The sequence below is a fragment of the Kribbella sandramycini genome, assembly GCF_013131805.1.
In the GTDB taxonomy this organism is placed as follows: domain Bacteria; phylum Actinomycetota; class Actinomycetes; order Propionibacteriales; family Kribbellaceae; genus Kribbella; species Kribbella sandramycini.
In genome coordinates this window covers 965,972-982,393 of the sequence record NZ_JABJRC010000002.1, presented here as the reverse complement: position 1 = coordinate 982,393, position 16,422 = coordinate 965,972, and the positions used below count along the sequence as shown (strand labels likewise).

16 protein-coding genes are annotated in these 16,422 nt (G+C 69.9%); 13 read left to right on the top strand and 3 right to left on the bottom strand.

Features of this window, described 5'->3' with window-relative positions; all coding sequences use genetic code 11:
* Position 1 precedes the first annotated feature (1 nt).
* The 6 genes from HPO96_RS11940 to HPO96_RS11915 all read left to right on the top strand — a co-directional run bounded on the left by HPO96_RS11940 (position 2) and on the right by HPO96_RS11915 (position 6,773).
* Entirely contained in the window at positions 2–1,612 is a 1,611-nt protein-coding gene (locus HPO96_RS11940) for an amidohydrolase family protein (protein ID WP_171673421.1), read from the top strand.
* Entirely contained in the window at positions 1,612–3,168 is a 1,557-nt protein-coding gene (kamD, locus tag HPO96_RS11935; RefSeq protein WP_238354965.1) for a lysine 5,6-aminomutase subunit alpha, read from the top strand. Before HPO96_RS11940 ends, kamD begins: the two co-directional genes overlap by 1 nt.
* On the top strand, positions 3,165–3,917 hold the full coding sequence (gene kamE / locus HPO96_RS11930) for a lysine 5,6-aminomutase subunit beta (protein WP_171673420.1): 753 nt from the start codon (positions 3,165–3,167) through the stop codon (positions 3,915–3,917). The genes kamD and kamE overlap by 4 nt, the downstream gene beginning before the upstream one ends.
* Positions 3,914–4,309 (top strand): 3-aminobutyryl-CoA ammonia lyase, encoded by a 396-nt coding sequence (kal, locus tag HPO96_RS11925; RefSeq protein ID WP_171673419.1) that lies wholly within the window; start codon positions 3,914–3,916, stop codon positions 4,307–4,309. The genes kamE and kal overlap by 4 nt, the downstream gene beginning before the upstream one ends.
* A 366-nt stretch (positions 4,310–4,675) precedes the next feature.
* On the top strand, positions 4,676–6,241 hold the full coding sequence (lnt, locus tag HPO96_RS11920; protein ID WP_171673418.1) for an apolipoprotein N-acyltransferase: 1,566 nt from the start codon (positions 4,676–4,678) through the stop codon (positions 6,239–6,241).
* A 49-nt stretch (positions 6,242–6,290) separates the two neighbouring features.
* Positions 6,291–6,773 carry an FxsA family protein gene (locus HPO96_RS11915; protein WP_171673417.1) on the top strand — a complete coding sequence of 161 codons (483 nt, stop codon included), beginning with the start codon at positions 6,291–6,293 and terminating at the stop codon, positions 6,771–6,773.
* A 202-nt stretch (positions 6,774–6,975) separates the two neighbouring features.
* Here the strand turns inward: HPO96_RS11915 and HPO96_RS11910 are convergent, their stop codons facing one another.
* The 3 genes from HPO96_RS11910 to HPO96_RS11900 form a co-directional block, all read right to left on the bottom strand.
* Entirely contained in the window at positions 6,976–8,124 is a 1,149-nt protein-coding gene (locus tag HPO96_RS11910; protein WP_337796597.1) for a GDSL-type esterase/lipase family protein, read from the bottom strand.
* On the bottom strand, positions 8,121–8,699 hold the full coding sequence (locus HPO96_RS11905) for a TetR/AcrR family transcriptional regulator (RefSeq protein ID WP_171673416.1): 579 nt from the start codon (positions 8,697–8,699) through the stop codon (positions 8,121–8,123). Before HPO96_RS11905 ends, HPO96_RS11910 begins: the two co-directional genes overlap by 4 nt.
* A gap of 91 nt (positions 8,700–8,790) precedes the next feature.
* Positions 8,791–9,162 (bottom strand): RNA polymerase-binding protein RbpA, encoded by a 372-nt coding sequence (locus tag HPO96_RS11900; RefSeq protein WP_131296220.1) that lies wholly within the window; start codon positions 9,160–9,162, stop codon positions 8,791–8,793.
* 246 nt (positions 9,163–9,408) lie between these two features.
* On the opposite strand from HPO96_RS11900, the gene HPO96_RS11895 reads away from it, so the two are divergent.
* The 7 genes from HPO96_RS11895 (at position 9,409) to HPO96_RS11865 (ending at position 16,422) form a co-directional block, all read left to right on the top strand.
* Positions 9,409–10,734 (top strand): efflux RND transporter periplasmic adaptor subunit, encoded by a 1,326-nt coding sequence (locus HPO96_RS11895; protein ID WP_171673415.1) that lies wholly within the window; start codon positions 9,409–9,411, stop codon positions 10,732–10,734.
* Positions 10,731–11,423 carry an ABC transporter ATP-binding protein gene (locus tag HPO96_RS11890; protein ID WP_337796596.1) on the top strand — a complete coding sequence of 231 codons (693 nt, stop codon included), beginning with the start codon at positions 10,731–10,733 and terminating at the stop codon, positions 11,421–11,423. Before HPO96_RS11895 ends, HPO96_RS11890 begins: the two co-directional genes overlap by 4 nt.
* Positions 11,420–12,649 carry an ABC transporter permease gene (locus HPO96_RS11885; protein ID WP_171673414.1) on the top strand — a complete coding sequence of 410 codons (1,230 nt, stop codon included), beginning with the start codon at positions 11,420–11,422 and terminating at the stop codon, positions 12,647–12,649. Before HPO96_RS11890 ends, HPO96_RS11885 begins: the two co-directional genes overlap by 4 nt.
* Positions 12,650–12,663: 14 nt before the next feature.
* Complete coding sequence (locus HPO96_RS11880; RefSeq protein WP_171673413.1) at positions 12,664–13,149, top strand: DUF5666 domain-containing protein; 486 nt, start codon at positions 12,664–12,666, stop codon at positions 13,147–13,149.
* Between the two features lie 116 nt (positions 13,150–13,265).
* Entirely contained in the window at positions 13,266–14,591 is a 1,326-nt protein-coding gene (locus HPO96_RS11875; protein ID WP_171673412.1) for a sugar ABC transporter substrate-binding protein, read from the top strand.
* Between the two features lie 14 nt (positions 14,592–14,605).
* Positions 14,606–15,559 (top strand): ABC transporter permease subunit, encoded by a 954-nt coding sequence (locus HPO96_RS11870; protein WP_171673411.1) that lies wholly within the window; start codon positions 14,606–14,608, stop codon positions 15,557–15,559.
* On the top strand, positions 15,556–16,422 hold the full coding sequence (locus tag HPO96_RS11865) for a carbohydrate ABC transporter permease (RefSeq protein WP_171673410.1): 867 nt from the start codon (positions 15,556–15,558) through the stop codon (positions 16,420–16,422). Before HPO96_RS11870 ends, HPO96_RS11865 begins: the two co-directional genes overlap by 4 nt.

The following is a 16,422-nucleotide window of genomic DNA, read 5'->3' as shown; positions in this document are numbered from 1 at the left end:
CGTGCGCACACTTCTGACGAACGGTTCCGTCTACTCACCCGCCGACCCGCATGCGACCGCGATCGCCTTCGACGACGGGGTGGTGACGTGGCTCGGCGACGACACCGGCGCCGGCGCGTACGCCGACGGCGCGGACGAGGTGATCGACCTCGGCGGCAAGCTGGTCACGCCGGCCTTCGTCGACGCGCACGTGCACACGGTCGGGATCGGCGCACTCCTCAACGGTCTCGACCTCACCGGGACGAAGTCCCTGGCCGAAGCCCTCGACAAGCTGAACGCCTACGCGGCCGGGCTGCCTGCCGGCGCCGTCATCGAGGGATCGAACTGGGACGAGACCCGCTGGCCCGAGGGGCGGCCGCCGACGCGCGAGGAGCTGGACCGGGCGGCGGCCGATCGACCGGTGTACCTGTCGCGGGTGGACGGACACTCAGGTGTCGTGTCGTCGGCGCTGGTTGCCGCGGTGCCTGGCCTGACCGCGACCGAGGGGTACGACGAGACCGGCCGAGTGGAGCGAGCCGCGAACCACGCAGTACGTGATGCGCTGGCCGAGGAACTGTCCGGGACTGAGGACGCGGCCAAGCAACAGGCCCTCGACGCCGCGCGGACTGCGGTGCGGGCGATGGCGGCCAAGGGGATCGGCGCCTTCCACGAGATGGCGGCGCCTCATATCGGGCCGCGCTGGGAGCTGCCACTCGTGCGGCAGGCGGCCGACGAGATCGGCCTGCACTCGACGCTCTACTGGGGTGAGCCGGGCGTGTTCGAGATGCTCGACGAGTACGGCGTCGCCGGGCTCGCCGGTGACCTGAACGCCGACGGCGCGCTCGGCTCCCGCACGGCCGCCCTGCGCGAGGCGTATGCCGATCGCGCGGACCACCGCGGCCACGCCTACCTGACCGCGGAGCAGATCGCCGAGCACGTGATCGCGTGCACCGAGCGCGAGATCCAGGCCGGCTTCCACTGCATCGGCGACCAGGCCCTCGACAACATCGGCCGCGGGTTCGAGCTGGCCGCGGAGAAGGTCGGCGTACCGGCGCTGCTGGCGGCGCGGCACCGGCTGGAGCATGTGGAGATGCCGACGCCCGAGGTGATCGCCACCCTCGCGCGCTGCGGCGTCGTCGCCAGCGTGCAGCCGATGTTCGACGGCCTCTGGGGCGGGCCGGACGACATGTACGCCGAGCGCGTGGGCGACCGCTGGCGGGCGATGAACCCGTTCGCGTCGCTGGCCCGGGCCGGGGTCGTGCTGGCCTTCGGGTCCGACTCGCCGGTCACCGAGCTCGGCCCGTGGGACGCCGTCCGCGCGGCGGCCTTCCACCACAATCCCGACGAGCGGATCACTGTCCGGGCGGCGTTCGCGGCGCACACCCGCGGCGGGTGGCGCGCGGCCGGGATCGACGACGCCGGAGTGCTCGCCCCGAGTACGCCGGCCACCTACGCGATCTGGGCGACCGACGCCGAGCTCGTCGTCCAGACGCCGGATTCGCGGGTGGCCGCCTGGTCGACCGACCCGCGCGCCGGCGTACCGGTGCTGCCTGATCTGAGCGAAGGCACCCCGACCTGCCTGCGGACCGTCGTCGGCGGCCGGGTGGTCTACGAATCCGAGGGATGGACCTGATGAAGAAGCTCGACCTCGACCCGGTCACCGTCCGCAAAGCGCGGACGCTGGCCCGCAAGGCCGGCCGCCCGATCGTCAACCTGGCCCGCCGGCACACCACGGTCTCGGTCGAGCGCGCCGTCCTGCGGCTGGCCGGGCTCGCGGGCGCCGACTCCGAGGGCATCCCCTGGGTGAACCGGCTCGCCGACACCGTCCGCGCCGACGTCGGCCTGGAGCACGGCTTCGCGCTCCCGGTCTGGGACGCGCTCCTGCGCGGCGAAGCCGAGGACCTGGGGGTGCTCGCGCAGAAGGCGGCGTCCGGCTCGGTCACCTTCCGGCTGCCGGAGGGCCGCGACGCCCAGCGCGCCCGGACGGCGGCGCGCAAGGCCGCCGCAGCCGGCATCAAGCGCATCGACGGCCGGCGCCGCGAGCGCGAGCGGCTGATCAAACGGCACGGCGACCCCGAGCAGCGGCCGTGGATCTACCTGATCGTCGCCACCGGCGACATCTACGAGGACATCCCGCAGGCGCAGGCCGCGGCCCGCGAGGGCGCCGACATCATCGCGGTGATCCGCTCGACCGGACAGTCGCTGCTCGACTACGTGCCCGAGGGCGCGACCCGGGAAGGGTTCGCCGGGACGTACGCGACCCAGGAGAACTTCCGGCTGATGCGAGCCGCCCTCGACGAGTCCTCGCGCGAGCTGGGCCGGTACGTGCGGCTCACGAACTACGCCTCCGGGCTCTGTATGCCGGAGATCGCGACGCTGGCCGGCCTGGAGCGGCTGGACATGATGCTGAACGACTCGATGTACGGGATCCTGTTCCGCGACATCAACCCGATCCGCACCTTCGTCGACCAGCGGTTCAGCCGCCAGATCCACGCCCGGGCCGGGATCATCATCAACACCGGCGAGGACAACTACCTGACCACCGCGGACGCCGTCGAGGCCGCGCACACGGTCACGGTCTCGCAATTGCTGAACGAGTACTTCGCCAAGGAAGCCGGCCTCGAGGACTGGCAGCTCGGCCTCGGCCACGCCTTCGAGATCAACCCCGACCTGCCGGACTCGTTCCGCCTGGAGCTGGCGCACGCGATGCTGGCCCGCCAGCTGTTCCCGGAGGCGCCGCTGAAGTGGATGCCGCCGACCCGGCACATGACCGGCGACGTCTTCCGCGGCTACCTGCTGGACGGCTTCTTCAACCTGGTCGGCGCGATGACCGGCCAGGGCATCCTGCTGGTCGGGATGATGACCGAGGCGGTCGTCACGCCGTGGATCTCCGATCGCGACCTGGCCCTGCAGAACGTCCGCTACGTACTAGGTGCCGCCGGCAACCTTCATGAGGACTTCCGGCCGGAGCCGAACGGCTTCATCGCGCAGCGCGCCCGGCAGGTGCTCGGCGAGTCGGTCGAGCTGCTGGAGCAGATCGTGGACGACGGCCTGCTGAACGCCATCGGCGACGGCACCTTCGGGCTGATGAAACGGCCGCAGGACGCCGGCCGCGGGCTGGAGGGCGTCGCCCGGAAGTCGGGGGAGTACTACAACCCGGCGATCGAGTTGTTGGAGGAGGACCGATGAGCATCATCCGGCCGTACGGCGACACCACGGGGGACGGCATGGTCCAGATGTCGTTCACGCTGCCGATCCCGCACGACAAACGCGCCGAGGGCGCGGCCGTGCAGCTGGCGAACAAGATGGGGATGGACCCGGCGCTCGTCGTGCACGCCAAGCCGATGGGCCCGGACTTCACGTTCTTCGTCGTGTACGGGCCGGTGAACCACCTGGTCGACACGTCCAAGGTCGAGGTGGTCGAGCGCGACTATCCGCTGCTCTCGCCGAAGGAGGCGAACCTTGCCATCCGCAAGCATCTGCGCCGCCGGCTGACCGTGGTGGGCGCGTGTATCGGCACCGACGCGCACACGGTCGGCATCGACGCGATCATGAACATCAAGGGGTTCGCGGGGGAGAAGGGCCTGGAGTACTACCGGGAGCTCAAGGTGGTCAACCTCGGCGCCCAGGTCGCCGTACCGGAGCTGGTCCGGCGGGCCAAGGCCGAGAAGGCGGACGCGATCCTGGTCTCCCAGGTGGTCACCCAGCGCGAGGCGCATGTGCTGAACACCAAGGAGATGTCGGCCGCCTTCCGGGAGGCGTACGCCGAGGACCACCGTCCGGTGCTGGTTGCCGGAGGCCCCCGTTTCACCGAGCAGATGGCCGGCGAGCTCGGCGTCGATCGGGTGTTCGGCCGCGGCACGACGCCGGGCGAGGTGGCCAGCTATCTGGTGAACGCGTTGGTGACGAGACGGCAGCCGGTTCGAAGGAGCGCATGAAGGTGTCAAAGGCAACTACCGGGCTGACGGTCACGCATCGGCGTTACGTTCCGTACAGCCACGCGCACTATGCGGGCAACCTGGTCGACGGGGCCTACGTGCTGGCGCTGTTCGGCGATGTGGCCACCGAGGTGTGCATCCAGGCCGACGGTGACGAAGGGCTGTTCGCGTCGTACTCCGACGTCCAGTTCCTGGAGCCGTTACGGGCCGGTGACGTTGTGGAGGTGAAGGCAACGATCGTCCGGGTCGGGAACCGCAGCCGGGAGCTGGAGTTCGCGGCGTCCGTGGTCTGCCGGGGCCGGCCGGATCGCTCGGAGTCGGCGGCCGAGGTGCTGGCCGAACCGCTTGTGATCACTCGCGCAAAGGGCACCGTCGTCGTCCCGGTCGGTTAACAATTGCTTGCCCTCGGTAACGAGTCCGAGGCGTTGTGTTACAGCGGCTTCAAGGAGGAGACGGAGAGGTTGACACCGTCGCCGGCAGCGAGCATCGTTTTGGGAGTCGTCAAACCCCATCGGATGATCCCGCGACGCTGACCAGGCCAGTGCCAGGCTTGAGTCGACGGGGGCTGAGATCACCGGTGGTACGCCCCCCGCGGGGCAGAGGTGGAAGAGGTTCGGCGCCCAGTAGACAACAGCCGGTCGGTTCGCAGCCAGTGATCCGTCGGTTGGTCCGAAGGGCGCCGAGCCTCTTTCCTCTTTTCCGGACCTTCGTCTCCGGCGGCTACAGTGTGCCCCGGTGCTGCGGACGAGGGAGACGGCGTGAACCGGTTGAAGGCCCTGGGGCTCCTGCTGCCCCGTGTCGTGGTGGCGGTGGCGGCGGGTGTGGCGCTCGGGTTCGCCTACGAGCCGCATGCGCATTCCTGGCTCGCGCTGATCGCCGTACCGGTCTTCCTGGCCGCGCTGAGCGGCGCGGGGCTGTCGTCGAAAGGCGGCTTCGGAATCGGGGCCGGGTTCGGGATCGCGTTCTACTCGACGCTGGTGCCGTGGCTGAGCGTCATCGGCGGGGACGCGGCGATCGCGCTGTCGATCCTCGAGGGGCTGTTCTTCGCGGTCTTCGCGGCGTTCGCCGTCCGGCTGCTGCGGCACAAGTGGTGGATGTTGTGGATTCCCTCGCTGTGGGTCGCGACCGAGTTCGCGGCGGCGTCGGTGCCGTTCGGCGGGTTCCCCTGGGGCCGGCTGGCCTGGGCCTTCGCCGACTCCCCGCTGGGCAAGCTGGCGGCGTACGTCGGCATCCCCGGGCTGAGCTTCGTGATCGCGCTGCTCGGCGTCCTGGTGTTCGCGCTGTTCCGGCCGCAGAGCGGCTTCCGGCTGCGGGCGGTGGCGCTGGTGGCCGGCGCGGCGATCGTCGGCGGGAGCGCGCTGGTGAACCTGTCGACCGACGGGAACGGCAAGACCGTCACTGCGGCGATGGTGCAGGGCAACGTGCCGGGTAAGGGGCTGGAGTTCCTCGGCAGGGCGCGGACGGTCACGCGCAACCACCTGACCGCGACGCTGGATCTGCAGAAGAGCGTCGCGGCCGGCTCGGAGGACAAGCCGGACATCGTGATCTGGCCGGAGAACTCGACCGATATCGACCCGTTCAAGGACGCCGAGACGCGGGCCGATATCGAGACGGCGGTGAAGGCGGTCGGCGTCCCGATCCTGGTCGGCGCCGTCCTCGAAGGGCCGGGGCCGAACGAGCGGCAGACGACCGGCGTCGTGTGGGATCCGCAGTCCGGGCCGGGGCAGGTCTACGCCAAGCGGCACCCGGTGCCGTTCGGTGAGTACATCCCGTTCCGGGAGCAGTTGCTGCCGTACATCAAGCGGCTGGAGATGGTCGGCCGGCAGACCGCGCCCGGCAAGGTGCCCGGCATCATGCCGATCGGCGGCGTCACCTACGGCGATGTGATCTGTTTCGAGCTCGCTTACGACAACGTGATCGCCGACGTCCTGAACGGGGGCGCCCAGGTGCTCGTCGTCCAGACGAACAATGCGACGTACGGCGGGACGGGACAGCCCGAGCAGCAGTTCGCGATCACCCGGATGCGCGCGATCGAGACCGGCCGGACGGTGCTGATCGCCTCGACGAGCGGGATCTCCGGCGTCGTCCAGCCCGACGGCAAGGTCGAGCACAAGTCGGGGGAGTTCGTCCGCGACGTCTACGTCACCAAGGTGCCGGTGCGGGACGAGAAGACCCTGGCGATCCGGCTGGGCGCCTGGCCGCAGTGGATCCTCACCGGGATCGGCCTGCTCGGCATCCTGGTCGCCCAGGCCTCGCGCCGCCGCAACAACCCGCCCACCCCACCACCCGCCGCCAAGCCGGCCCGCCAGAAAGTGCCGGTCTGAGCTTGGTCCGGTTCCGTACCCTGGACCAAAGCCGGAAGGGGTAGCCGACATGCCGTGGTTCGTGGCGCTTGCACTGCTGGTGGTGCCGATCGTGGAGATCTACGTGATCATCCAGATCGGCCAGGTCATCGGCGGCTGGCCGACCGTCGGCCTGCTCCTGCTCGAGAGCGCCCTCGGCGCCTGGCTGATCAAACGCGAAGGCCGCCGCGCCTGGCGCGCCCTCCAGTCCGGCCTCGAATCCGGCAAGATGCCCGGCCGCGAACTCGCCGACGGCGCCCTCGTCCTGATCGGCGGCACCCTCCTGCTCACCCCCGGTTTCGTCACCGACATCTTCGGCTTCTTCTTCGTCCTCCCCTTCACCCGCCCCCTGGCCCGCCGAGCCCTCACCACCTACCTCAACCGCCGCGTCCCCACCCCCAACCTCACCGGCTTCCCACCCAACTTCACCCCCGGCCCCACCCCCAACCGCCCCGCGTCAGGCGACGTCATCCAAGGCGAAGTAATCGACCCGGAGCCCCCGACCGCCAGGTAACACCCCGCACGTGCCGCTCAATACATCGCGCCCGCGGCGCGCCACCTGCAGCCCGCCACCCGCTCCTCCCGAGAGCTCACAAGCGGCCGGCTGTCTGTTCCCACAGCCCGTGTGCTCGCCAGTCGCTCATCAGCAGTCCGCAGTCGCCGCCCGGTACCGCGCCAGCGGTCAAGTCCGAACGGCCGAAGGTGATGGCACGTGCTCAGGTCGGTTGGGCGAACGGGCCCTTGGGGGCGAAGGCGGTGGTGGTGAAGCGGTGGGCTATCAGGGCGTGGGTGGGGTGGTCGGGGTGGAGGGCGTCGGGGAGGGGGTGGGTGGGGGTGTCGGGGTCGCCGTAGAGGGTGCGGCCGTCGAGGTGGTGGAGGTTGGGGTCGGAGGCCGCGCGCTGGGCGACTATGCGGGCCAGTTCGGCGCGGATGGTTCGGAGGGTGAGTTTGCCGGCGGGGACGTCGGCGGGGTCGCCGGTGGCGGTGAAGGTGAGGGCGCCGTTGGCGAGGTTGGGGGCGGTCGGGCCGGGGGTGCTCTCGTGGATGGGGGCGAGCAGGGGGGAGATGACGAGGAGCGGGGTGGCGGGGTGGCCGTCGCGGATGGTGTCGAGGAAGCCGTGGACGGCGGGGGTGAAGGCGCGCATCCGGAGGGCGTCGCTGTTGACGATGTTGATGCCGAGTTTGAGGCTGATCAGATCGGCGGGGGTGTCGCGGATCGTGCGGGCGATGAAGGGCTGCAGGTAGGCGCTGCCGCTGTAGCCGAGGTTGACGAGCTGGACGCCGGTGGCGGCGGCGACGAGCGCCGGCCAGGTGGCGGTGGGGTGGGTCGCGTTGGAGCCGTGGCTGATGGAGCTGCCGTGGTGCAACCAGACCGGGCCGGTGGCGGGCACGGGCTCGACCGGGGAGTCGGTGCGCAGGGCAACCAACTCGGTGGTCTCGTCGTGCGGGAGCCAGATCTCGACGGTCTTGGCGGCGCCCGGTAGCTCGAAGCGGACGGTCGTGGGCTCGCCACGGGTGAACGATGTCTCGCCGGTCGCCATGTCCAGCGTGAGGACGTCGCCGCCCACCGCTGTGCCCTGAGCGACGAGCACACCGTCGACCAGGACGTCGTACACCCCGTCCGGCCGCGGCGGCACCCCGACGTACGCCCGCTTCGTCGGGATCGTCACCAGCTCGACGACCGTCGCGTCGGTGCGGAACACGAGCCGCATCCCGGACGACTGCGACTCGGCCATCTCCAGCTGCGGGTCGACGTACTCCCGGCGCGCCCAGGCGGGCAGCCGATGCGGCAGGACGCCGCGGTCGGTCGGCTCGAGCTCGATGGCGCCGCGAAGAAGCGCGGTGGTGATGGGCGTGGTGATCACTGCGGTTGCCTTTCCGGCCAGTTGCGAAGGAGGACGTCGAGCGCGTCGAGGACGCGCGGCCAGCTGTCGGAGCCGCTGGGGGAGCTGTGGTCGAACGAGCCGCCGAGCTCCAGGCTGACGTAGCCGTGGAACACACTCCCGAGCAGCCGGATCGCATCGGTCTGCGCCGGCTCGCCCAGCTCGTACCCGCGCAGCACCGCGCGGCTCAGCTCGGAATGCCGCCGCCCGACCTCGACCGCCGCAGACCCGGGCTCGACCCGGTACTGCGCCGCGGCGTACCGCCCCGGATGCTCGCGGGCGTAATCCCGATAGACCCCGGCCAGCGCGATCAACGCATCCCGCCCAGCGCGCCCGGCGACCGCCTCGGCCCCGCGATCAGCCATCTCACCGAGCGCGAGCACCGCGATCCGGCTGTGCAGGTCGTGTGAGCTCTTCACATGTGAGTAAAGACTCGCCACCTGGACGCCGAACCGCCGCGCGAGCGCCGAGACGCTGACCTGATCGAACCCGATCTCGTCAGCCAGCTCGGCCCCCGCCCGGGTCAGCCGCTCCGGGGTCAATCCGACTCGTGCCATAACCCATTATGTACATACCTAAAGATCTTAGGCAAACGGCTGCAAACGAAAGCCCGGACCGCGCCGTTGCGGTCCGGGCCTCGTGAGTTACTCAGGCGGTGCGCTTGGTCCGGTGCAGGTGCGCCGGGCCGATCTCACCCTTGCGAAGCAGCTCGACCCGCTCGGCCAGCAGCTCCTCCAGCTCGGAGATGCTCCGGCGCTCCCGCAGCATGTCCCAGTGCGTACGGGCCGGCTTCTCCTGCTTCGGCTCCGGCTTCTCACCCGTCGAACGAGCCGCCTCGCTGCCGCAGTGCGGGCACTCCCAGATCGCGGGCACCTCGGCGTCGTGCGCCATGGTGACCTCGACCACGTGGCCCCGCGGGCAGTCGTACGTGATCATCTGGCGCGGGGCGAACTCGACACCACGGTCATCCTCGAAGCTGACCCCACCCAGCCCCGAACCACGCAGTACGCGATTAGACATGTCAAACCTCCGAGATCGTCATCCGTGCCAACGGTCGGCCGGCCCGGATCATTCCCATTTTGGCATGCCCGAGCCATATGTACGCACCTGACAACACCGTCATGACGCCCTGTCATCGAGCCTTCACAGATCACGGTGTGTCGCAACCGGCCACTCCTGAGACGCACCGGAGCCATCCGGAGTTCACAGCGCGTTGCCAGGAAGCCGAGATCACTTCCTCAGCAAGCGTGCCTAGCGTCACCTCCCATGGTGCTACCCCGCCACAAACTCCGTGGCCTCAGTCTGCTCAACGTCGGCCTGGTCGCGGTCGTCGTCGCCATCGCCGTCACCGCCTACTTCCTGTTCTTCCGCAGCGACCAGCCCGCCGCGAGCGCGGCCCGCCCGACCGTCGCCGTCCAGCGCGGGGACGTCGTCGCGAGCGTGAGCTCGAGCGGGACGCTGCAGAGCTCCCAGACCGCCTCCCCACAGTTCGAGACCTCCGGCACGGTGACGCAGATCGTCGTCAAGGTCGGCCAGGTCGTCGCCAAGGGCGCCGCGATCGCCAAGGTCGACCCGGCGGCCGCCGAGCGGCAGGAGCGGATCGCGGAGCAGAACCGGATCGCCGCGGCCAACTCCGTGACCGCCGCGGAGGAGTCCCTGGACGACGCCGAGGAGGTCAAGGAAGCCGCCGACGAGGCGTCCGCGTCACCCACCCCGGCCAACGATCAAGCTCAGGCTCAAGGTCAGACTCAGAACCCTGAGGTCGCGGTGAGTACCGCCGAAGCGGCCCTGGCCCGCGCGAAGGCCGACAAGGAACAGGCCGACCAGGACGTCGAAGCCGCCAAGGACGCCGTCGCCGCGACCACCCTCAGAGCCCCGATCGCCGGCACGATCACCGCGATCAACGGCACCGTCGGCTCGGTCGCGGGCGGGTCGGGCAGCTCAGGCTCAGCGAGCGGTTCGGGCTCGACCTCAAGTCAAGGTTCAGCCTCGGCGAGCACCAGTACGACGACCGCGGGCGCCGGCTTCGTCGACATGGCCGACCTCAAGGCTCTCCAGGTCTCGGCCGCCTTCCCCGAGGCGGACGCGCTCAAGATCAAGGCCGGCCAGCCCGCCACCGTCACCCTGAACGCCGACCCCGGAGCCAACCTCACGGCGACGCTCGCAACCGTCTCCCCGACCCCGACCACCACGAACGGCGTTGTCTCGTACGCCGCGACCTTCGCGCTGGCCAGGCTCCCGGCCAACGCCCGGATCGGCCAGACCGCGAACGTGACCGTCCAGACCGCCAAAGCCGCCAACGTCCTCTTCGTCCCGAGTACGGCGATCGCCACGACCGGTACGACGCACACCGTCACCCTCGCCAACGGCGCCGGCACCCGGGACGTCGAGATCGGCGTCCGCGGCGGCAGCTACACCCAGATCACCTCCGGCCTGGACGAAGGCGAGCAGGTCGAGCTCCTCCAGGGCGCGATCGGCGGCACCGGACAGACCGGCCGCACCGGACAGCTGCCGGGCGGCGGCGGGCAGTTCCCCGGCGGCGGTGGTCAGGGCCCGGTCGTCCAGCGCAATCCGGGTGGAGGCAACCGGTGAGCGCTGACGCTCTGATCGACATCCGGGACGTCACCAAGACGTACGGCGCGGGGGAGACCGCGGTGCACGCCCTGCGAGGAGTGTCACTTCGTGTGGACGCCGGCGACTACGTCGCGGTGATGGGATCCTCCGGCTCCGGCAAGTCGACGCTGATGAACATCCTCGGCTGCCTCGACGTCCCGACCCGCGGTGAGTACTGGCTCGACGGCAACAACGTCGCCCAGCTGTCCGAGGATCAGCAGGCACTCGTTCGCGGCCGCAAGATCGGGTTCGTCTTCCAGTCGTTCAACCTGATCCCGCGCACCACCGCGCTCGCGAACGTCGAGCTACCCCTCACCTACGCCCACCTGCGCCGCGCCGAACGGCGGCGCCGGGCGACCCACGCGCTCGAACTGGTCGGCCTCGCCGACCGGACCGACCACCGGCCGAACCAGCTCTCCGGCGGTCAGCAGCAGCGCGTCGCGATCGCCCGCGCCCTGGCGACCGAACCGCGGATCCTGCTCGCCGACGAGCCGACCGGCAACCTCGACGCGCAGTCGACCGACGAGGTGCTCGGCATGTTCGACGAGCTGAACGCCGAAGGCCGGACGATCGTCGTGATCACCCACGAGACCGAGGTGGCCGCCCGGGCCCGCCGGCTGGTTCGGGTCGCGGACGGCCGGATCGTCGCGGACGAGGTGACCCGATGACACCTCGCGACCTGCTCGGCGCCGCGCTGCGCGGCCTGTCCGCGAACAAGCTCCGCTCGCTGCTCACCGTCCTCGGCGTCTCGATCGGCGTCGGCGCCGTCATCGTGCTGGTTGCGGTCGGCAACGGCTCCGGCAAGGCCGTCCAGAGCCGCCTGGAGGCGATGGGCACCAACCTGCTGACGGTGTCGACCAGCGGCGGAGGCGGCGGGTTCGCCCGCGGCCAGGCCGGCCCGTCCGCCCAGCAGTACGCCCTCACCCTGGCCGACGTCGCCGCTCTGAGCGACAAGAACCTCGCGCCGGACGTCGCCTCGGTCGCCCCGGTGATGACCACCTCCGGTACGGCGACCAACGGCGATACGAGCTACACGATCAACCAGGTGATCGGTACGACGCCGGCGTACCTCCCGGCGACCAACACGCCGGTCGGCTCCGGCCAGGCGTTCACCCAGCAGGACGTGGACGCCGCCGCCCGGGTGATCGTGCTCGGCCAGACCACCGCGAGTGAGCTGTTCGGTCGCGCTCAGGCGGCCGTCGGGCAGACCGTGAAACTCGGCGCGGTCGACTTCGAGGTCCGCGGCGTCCTGGCCAGTAAGGACAGCACCGGCTTCAACGACCCGAACGCGACCGCGATCGTGCCGATCAGCACGTTGCGGGCGACGCAGGCCGGGTACGGCGCGCTCAGTCAGATCGTCGTCCAGGCGGCCGGTAAGGATCGGGTCGACCTCGCGCAGGCCGAGGTGACCCAGCTGCTGACCGCACGGCATCAAGTACCGGCGGACCAGACCTCGCCGTTCCGGATCACCAACTCGGCGCAGATCCTGCAGACCAGTCAGGACACCGCCGCGACGTTCACGGCCCTGCTGGCGACGGTCGCGGCGATCAGCCTGGTCGTGGGCGGGATCGGCGTCACCAACATCATGCTCGTCACCGTCACCGAGCGGACCCGGGAGATCGGCATCCGCAAGGCGCTGGGCGCCCGGCGCCGGACGATCCTCGGTCAGTTCCTGATCGAGGCGACGCTGCTCAGCCTGATCGGCGGCGCGGCCGGCGTCGGCGCGGCGCTGATCGTCACCCGCTTCCAGCTGGCCGGGGTCGAACCTGTCCTGGTCCCGTCGTCGATCGGACTCGCGCTCGGCGTGTCCGCGGCGGTCGGGCTGTTCTTCGGCAGTATGCCGGCGCACCGAGCCGCCGGTCTCCGTCCCATCGACGCCCTACGGCACGAGTGAGAGGCACGTTCGCCATGAGCAGCAACGAAGAGTTCGAGGCCGCGCTGAAACCCAAGCAGACAGTCGCCCTCCCGGTCGCCACGGCGGTCCTCGCGGGCATCGTTGTCCTGGCCCTCGGGCTCGCCGGAGGTGCGGGTCTGCATGCCGCCCTCGCTACGGAGAGTACGCAAAACCAAGCCGGTCGCGGGCCTGGCGGGTACGGCGGTTTCCGCGGCCAGGGCCAAGGGCAGGGCCCTGGAGCGGCGACGGTCGGCACGGTCGTCTCGGCCACTGACAGTCAGTTGGTGGTCAAGACGCAGACCGGTGAGGTGACGGTGAAACTCACCGGTGAGACAACGTACGACATCACCGCCAAGGGCACGGCGAGCGACCTGAAAGCGGGGGAGCAGGTGGTGGTCAACGGCCAGGATGCCGACGGGCAGCTGACGGCGACGACAGTGCGGCAAGGCGGCGTCGTTCCGGGGAATTTCCGGAGTCCCGGTTCCACTCCGACCCGCTGACGCCACGCCAGAGATCCGATGACTCATTGACCATCCGGCTTGGAAAGCGCTATCTTCCGACGAAATGAGCTGCAAAAAGTACAAATGCAGTTCTTCGGTGGACAGGAGCGGGCGGGATGGCAACCAAAATCAAGTGGGTCGCGGTGGGGATCGGGGTGACCCTCGCGGTCGCCGCGTGCGGCGCGAGCGGGCCGGCGAAGGTCGAGCAGGACGCCGGCGCGCCGCTCGAGCTGTGGACCCGGACCACGCCGGGCGGGGACGGCGAGAAGGGGATGAAGAAGCTCGCGGCGGCCTTCGAGAAGGCGACCGGGACCAAGATCGAGGTCACCGCGATCTTCGACGACTTCGAGACCAAGCTGTCCCAGCGGGCCGCGCAGAAGGACCTGCCGGATATCGTCATGAACGACTCGTCGCAGCTGGGCACGATGGTCACGCAGGGCATCGTCCGCGAGGTCGACCTGGCCAAGATCACCGGCAGTGACCAGCTGCTGGAGTCCGCACTGGCCGCGGCGAAGTTCAGCGACGGCAAGACGTACGGCGTCCCGTACTCCGCGCAGGCCTCGGCGCTGATGATCCGCAAGGACTGGCGGGCCAAGGTCGGTCTGCCCGCGCCGGCCGATCTGACCCAGTTCGTCGCGCTGGCCAAGGCGTTCACCACCCAGGACCCCGACGGCAACGGCAAGAACGACACCTTCGGCCTGGCCGTGCCCGGCTCGACCAAGCGCGGGTACGCGTCCTGGTACTTCTCCAACTTCCTCTGGGCCGCCGGCGGCGACTTCGTCGCCAAGCAGCCCGACGGCAAGTACAAGCCGGCGATGTCGACGCCGGAGTCGGTCGCGGCGACCAAGTGGTTCCGGGACCTGGCCTGTACCGAGAAGGTCGTCCAGCCCGGTGCGGCGACGATGGACACGCCGCCGACCAACGAGACGTTCGAGTCCGGCCGGGCCGGGATGTACGTCGTCGGCCCGTACCTGATGCCGCGGTTCGACGCGAGCCTGGGCAAGGACAAGTACGAGGTCGTCCCGGTGCCCAAGGGCGTCAAGGACTCGACCGTGCTGGCCGAGGGCGGCAGCGCCTACCTGATGGCCGGCTCGAAGAACGAGGCCGGGCAGAACGCCTGGGCCTCGTGGATCATCTCGCCGGATGCGCAGAAGCTCGGCATGGAAGGCGAGAAGGCCTTCAACGTGCAGCTGCCGGTGAACAAGAACGTCGACGTCAGCGCGGTCCGCTCAGACCCGCGCTGGAAGGTCTACGCCGAGGTCTACCGCGATCACAGCCGCTACGCGCCCAGCATTCCGAACTGGACGCCGGTGCGGCAGGCCAGCGCCGACACGATCAACGCGCTGATCGCCGATTGCGGTCTCGACGTCGCCGCCGAGCTGACCAAGCTCGACGGCAAACTCGCCGACGCCCTGAAGCAGCAGGGCATCTCGGCATCGTGAGTGTCCGGGAAGCAGTGTCTCGACCGGCGGGGCGGGACAAGCAACCGGCAGCGGCGGCGACGCGACGGACTCCGTCGCGTCGCCAGCACCGCCGCAACCGCAGGACGTCGGGCTCGTGGTGGATCCCGTGGCTGTTCCTCGCCCCGGCCCTGATCCTGTTCGTCTACTTCAAGTTCATCCCGATGGCGCAGGCCATCTCGATGTCGGTCCAGGACGTCCGGCCCTACCTGGGCAACCTGTACGTCGGAGCGGCGAACTACACCGAGATCCTGTCGTCGGACGGCTTCCGCGCCGCGACCTGGAACACGATCCTGCTCGCCGTCGGACAGACCTTCGGCTCGATGATCCTCGGCTTCGCGCTGGCCCTGCTGGTGGAGGGCCAGACCCGCAAACTGACGTTCATCCGCTCGGCCGCGTTCCTGCCGGTCGTCGTCCCGATCGCGGTGGTCGCCGAACTCTGGCGGATCATGTACCACCCGACCGGTGACGGCCTGCTCAACCAGCTGCTCGGGCTGGTCGGGCTCGGCCCGTCCGGGTTCATCAACGACCCGGACACGTCGCTGGCCTCCATCGTGGTGACCGGGATCTGGCGCGGTGCGCCGTACGACATGATGATCTTCCTGGCCGGCCTCGCCGGGATCGACCGCGGGCTGTACGAGGCGGCGATCGTGGACGGCGCGTCCGTCCGGCAGCGGATCCGGCACGTCACACTGCCCGGGCTGCGGGCCGTGTTCGCGATCCTGTTCGTACTGGCCGCGGTGCGCGGGTTCCGCGCCTTCACCGAGGTCTTCCTGCTCACGAACGGCGGCCCGAACGGCTCGACCGAGGTCGTGATGACGCTGATCTACAAACTCGGCTTCGAGCAGAACCGGCTCGGGGTCGCCTCGGCGGGCGCCGTCCTGCTGTTCGTCGCGACGCTCGTCCTGACGGTCTGCGTCCAGCTGCTCCGGCGAAGGAGAGTCGCATGAGTGCCGCCACCGAGACCGCGCTCGGTCTCACCGAGAACAAGAGCCCGGCCGCCAAGGCCGCGAAACTCGTCATCTACGTGGGGCTGTTCTTCGTCTTCGCCGGCCCGCTGCTCGCGCTGCTGGTCAGCTCGTTCAACCACGTCTCGGACCCGACCCAGCTGAGCGTGGTGCCGAAGAGCCCGACGCTGGACAACTTCCGGATCGCGTTCGACCACGGCGTCCTCAAGTACCTGCTGAACTCGTTCTTCGTGGTCGGCTTCGGGCTGCTGCTCCAGGTCGCGGTCTCGGTGCTCGCCGGATACGCGCTGGCGCGGAAGAAGTTCCCGCTGATGACGCTGGTGATGGTCGCGATCCTGGCCACGATGATGCTGCCCGAGGAGATCCTCGCGCTGCCGCTGACGCTCGTGCTGGCCGACGTCCCGCTGCTGCACCTCAACCTGATGGGCACGCTGGCCGGGATGATCGTGCCGCTCGGCGCCTGGGCGTTCTCGATCCTGGTGATGACCGAGTTCATGAAAGAGGTGCCGCGCGAGCTGGAGGAGGCGGCCCGGATCGACGGCGCCGGCGAGTTCCGGATCTTCGGGCAGATCATCCTGCCGCTGTGCCGGCCGGCCCTCGGCGTGATCGGGGTCTTCGGGTTCACGATGATCTGGGACCAGTACCTGCTGCCGTTGCTGGTGGCCACGAACTCCTCGGCGTACACGCTCCCGCTGGCGCTCCGGACGCTGCGGATCGACCCGGTCGTCACGCCCGGCGTCGTGATGGCGGCCTCGCTGCTCGCGCTCCTGCCGTCGGTGACGGTCTTCCTGCTGTTCCAGCGTTCCTTCGCCCGGGGCCTGACCTCGGGCGCCCTGAAGGGGTGA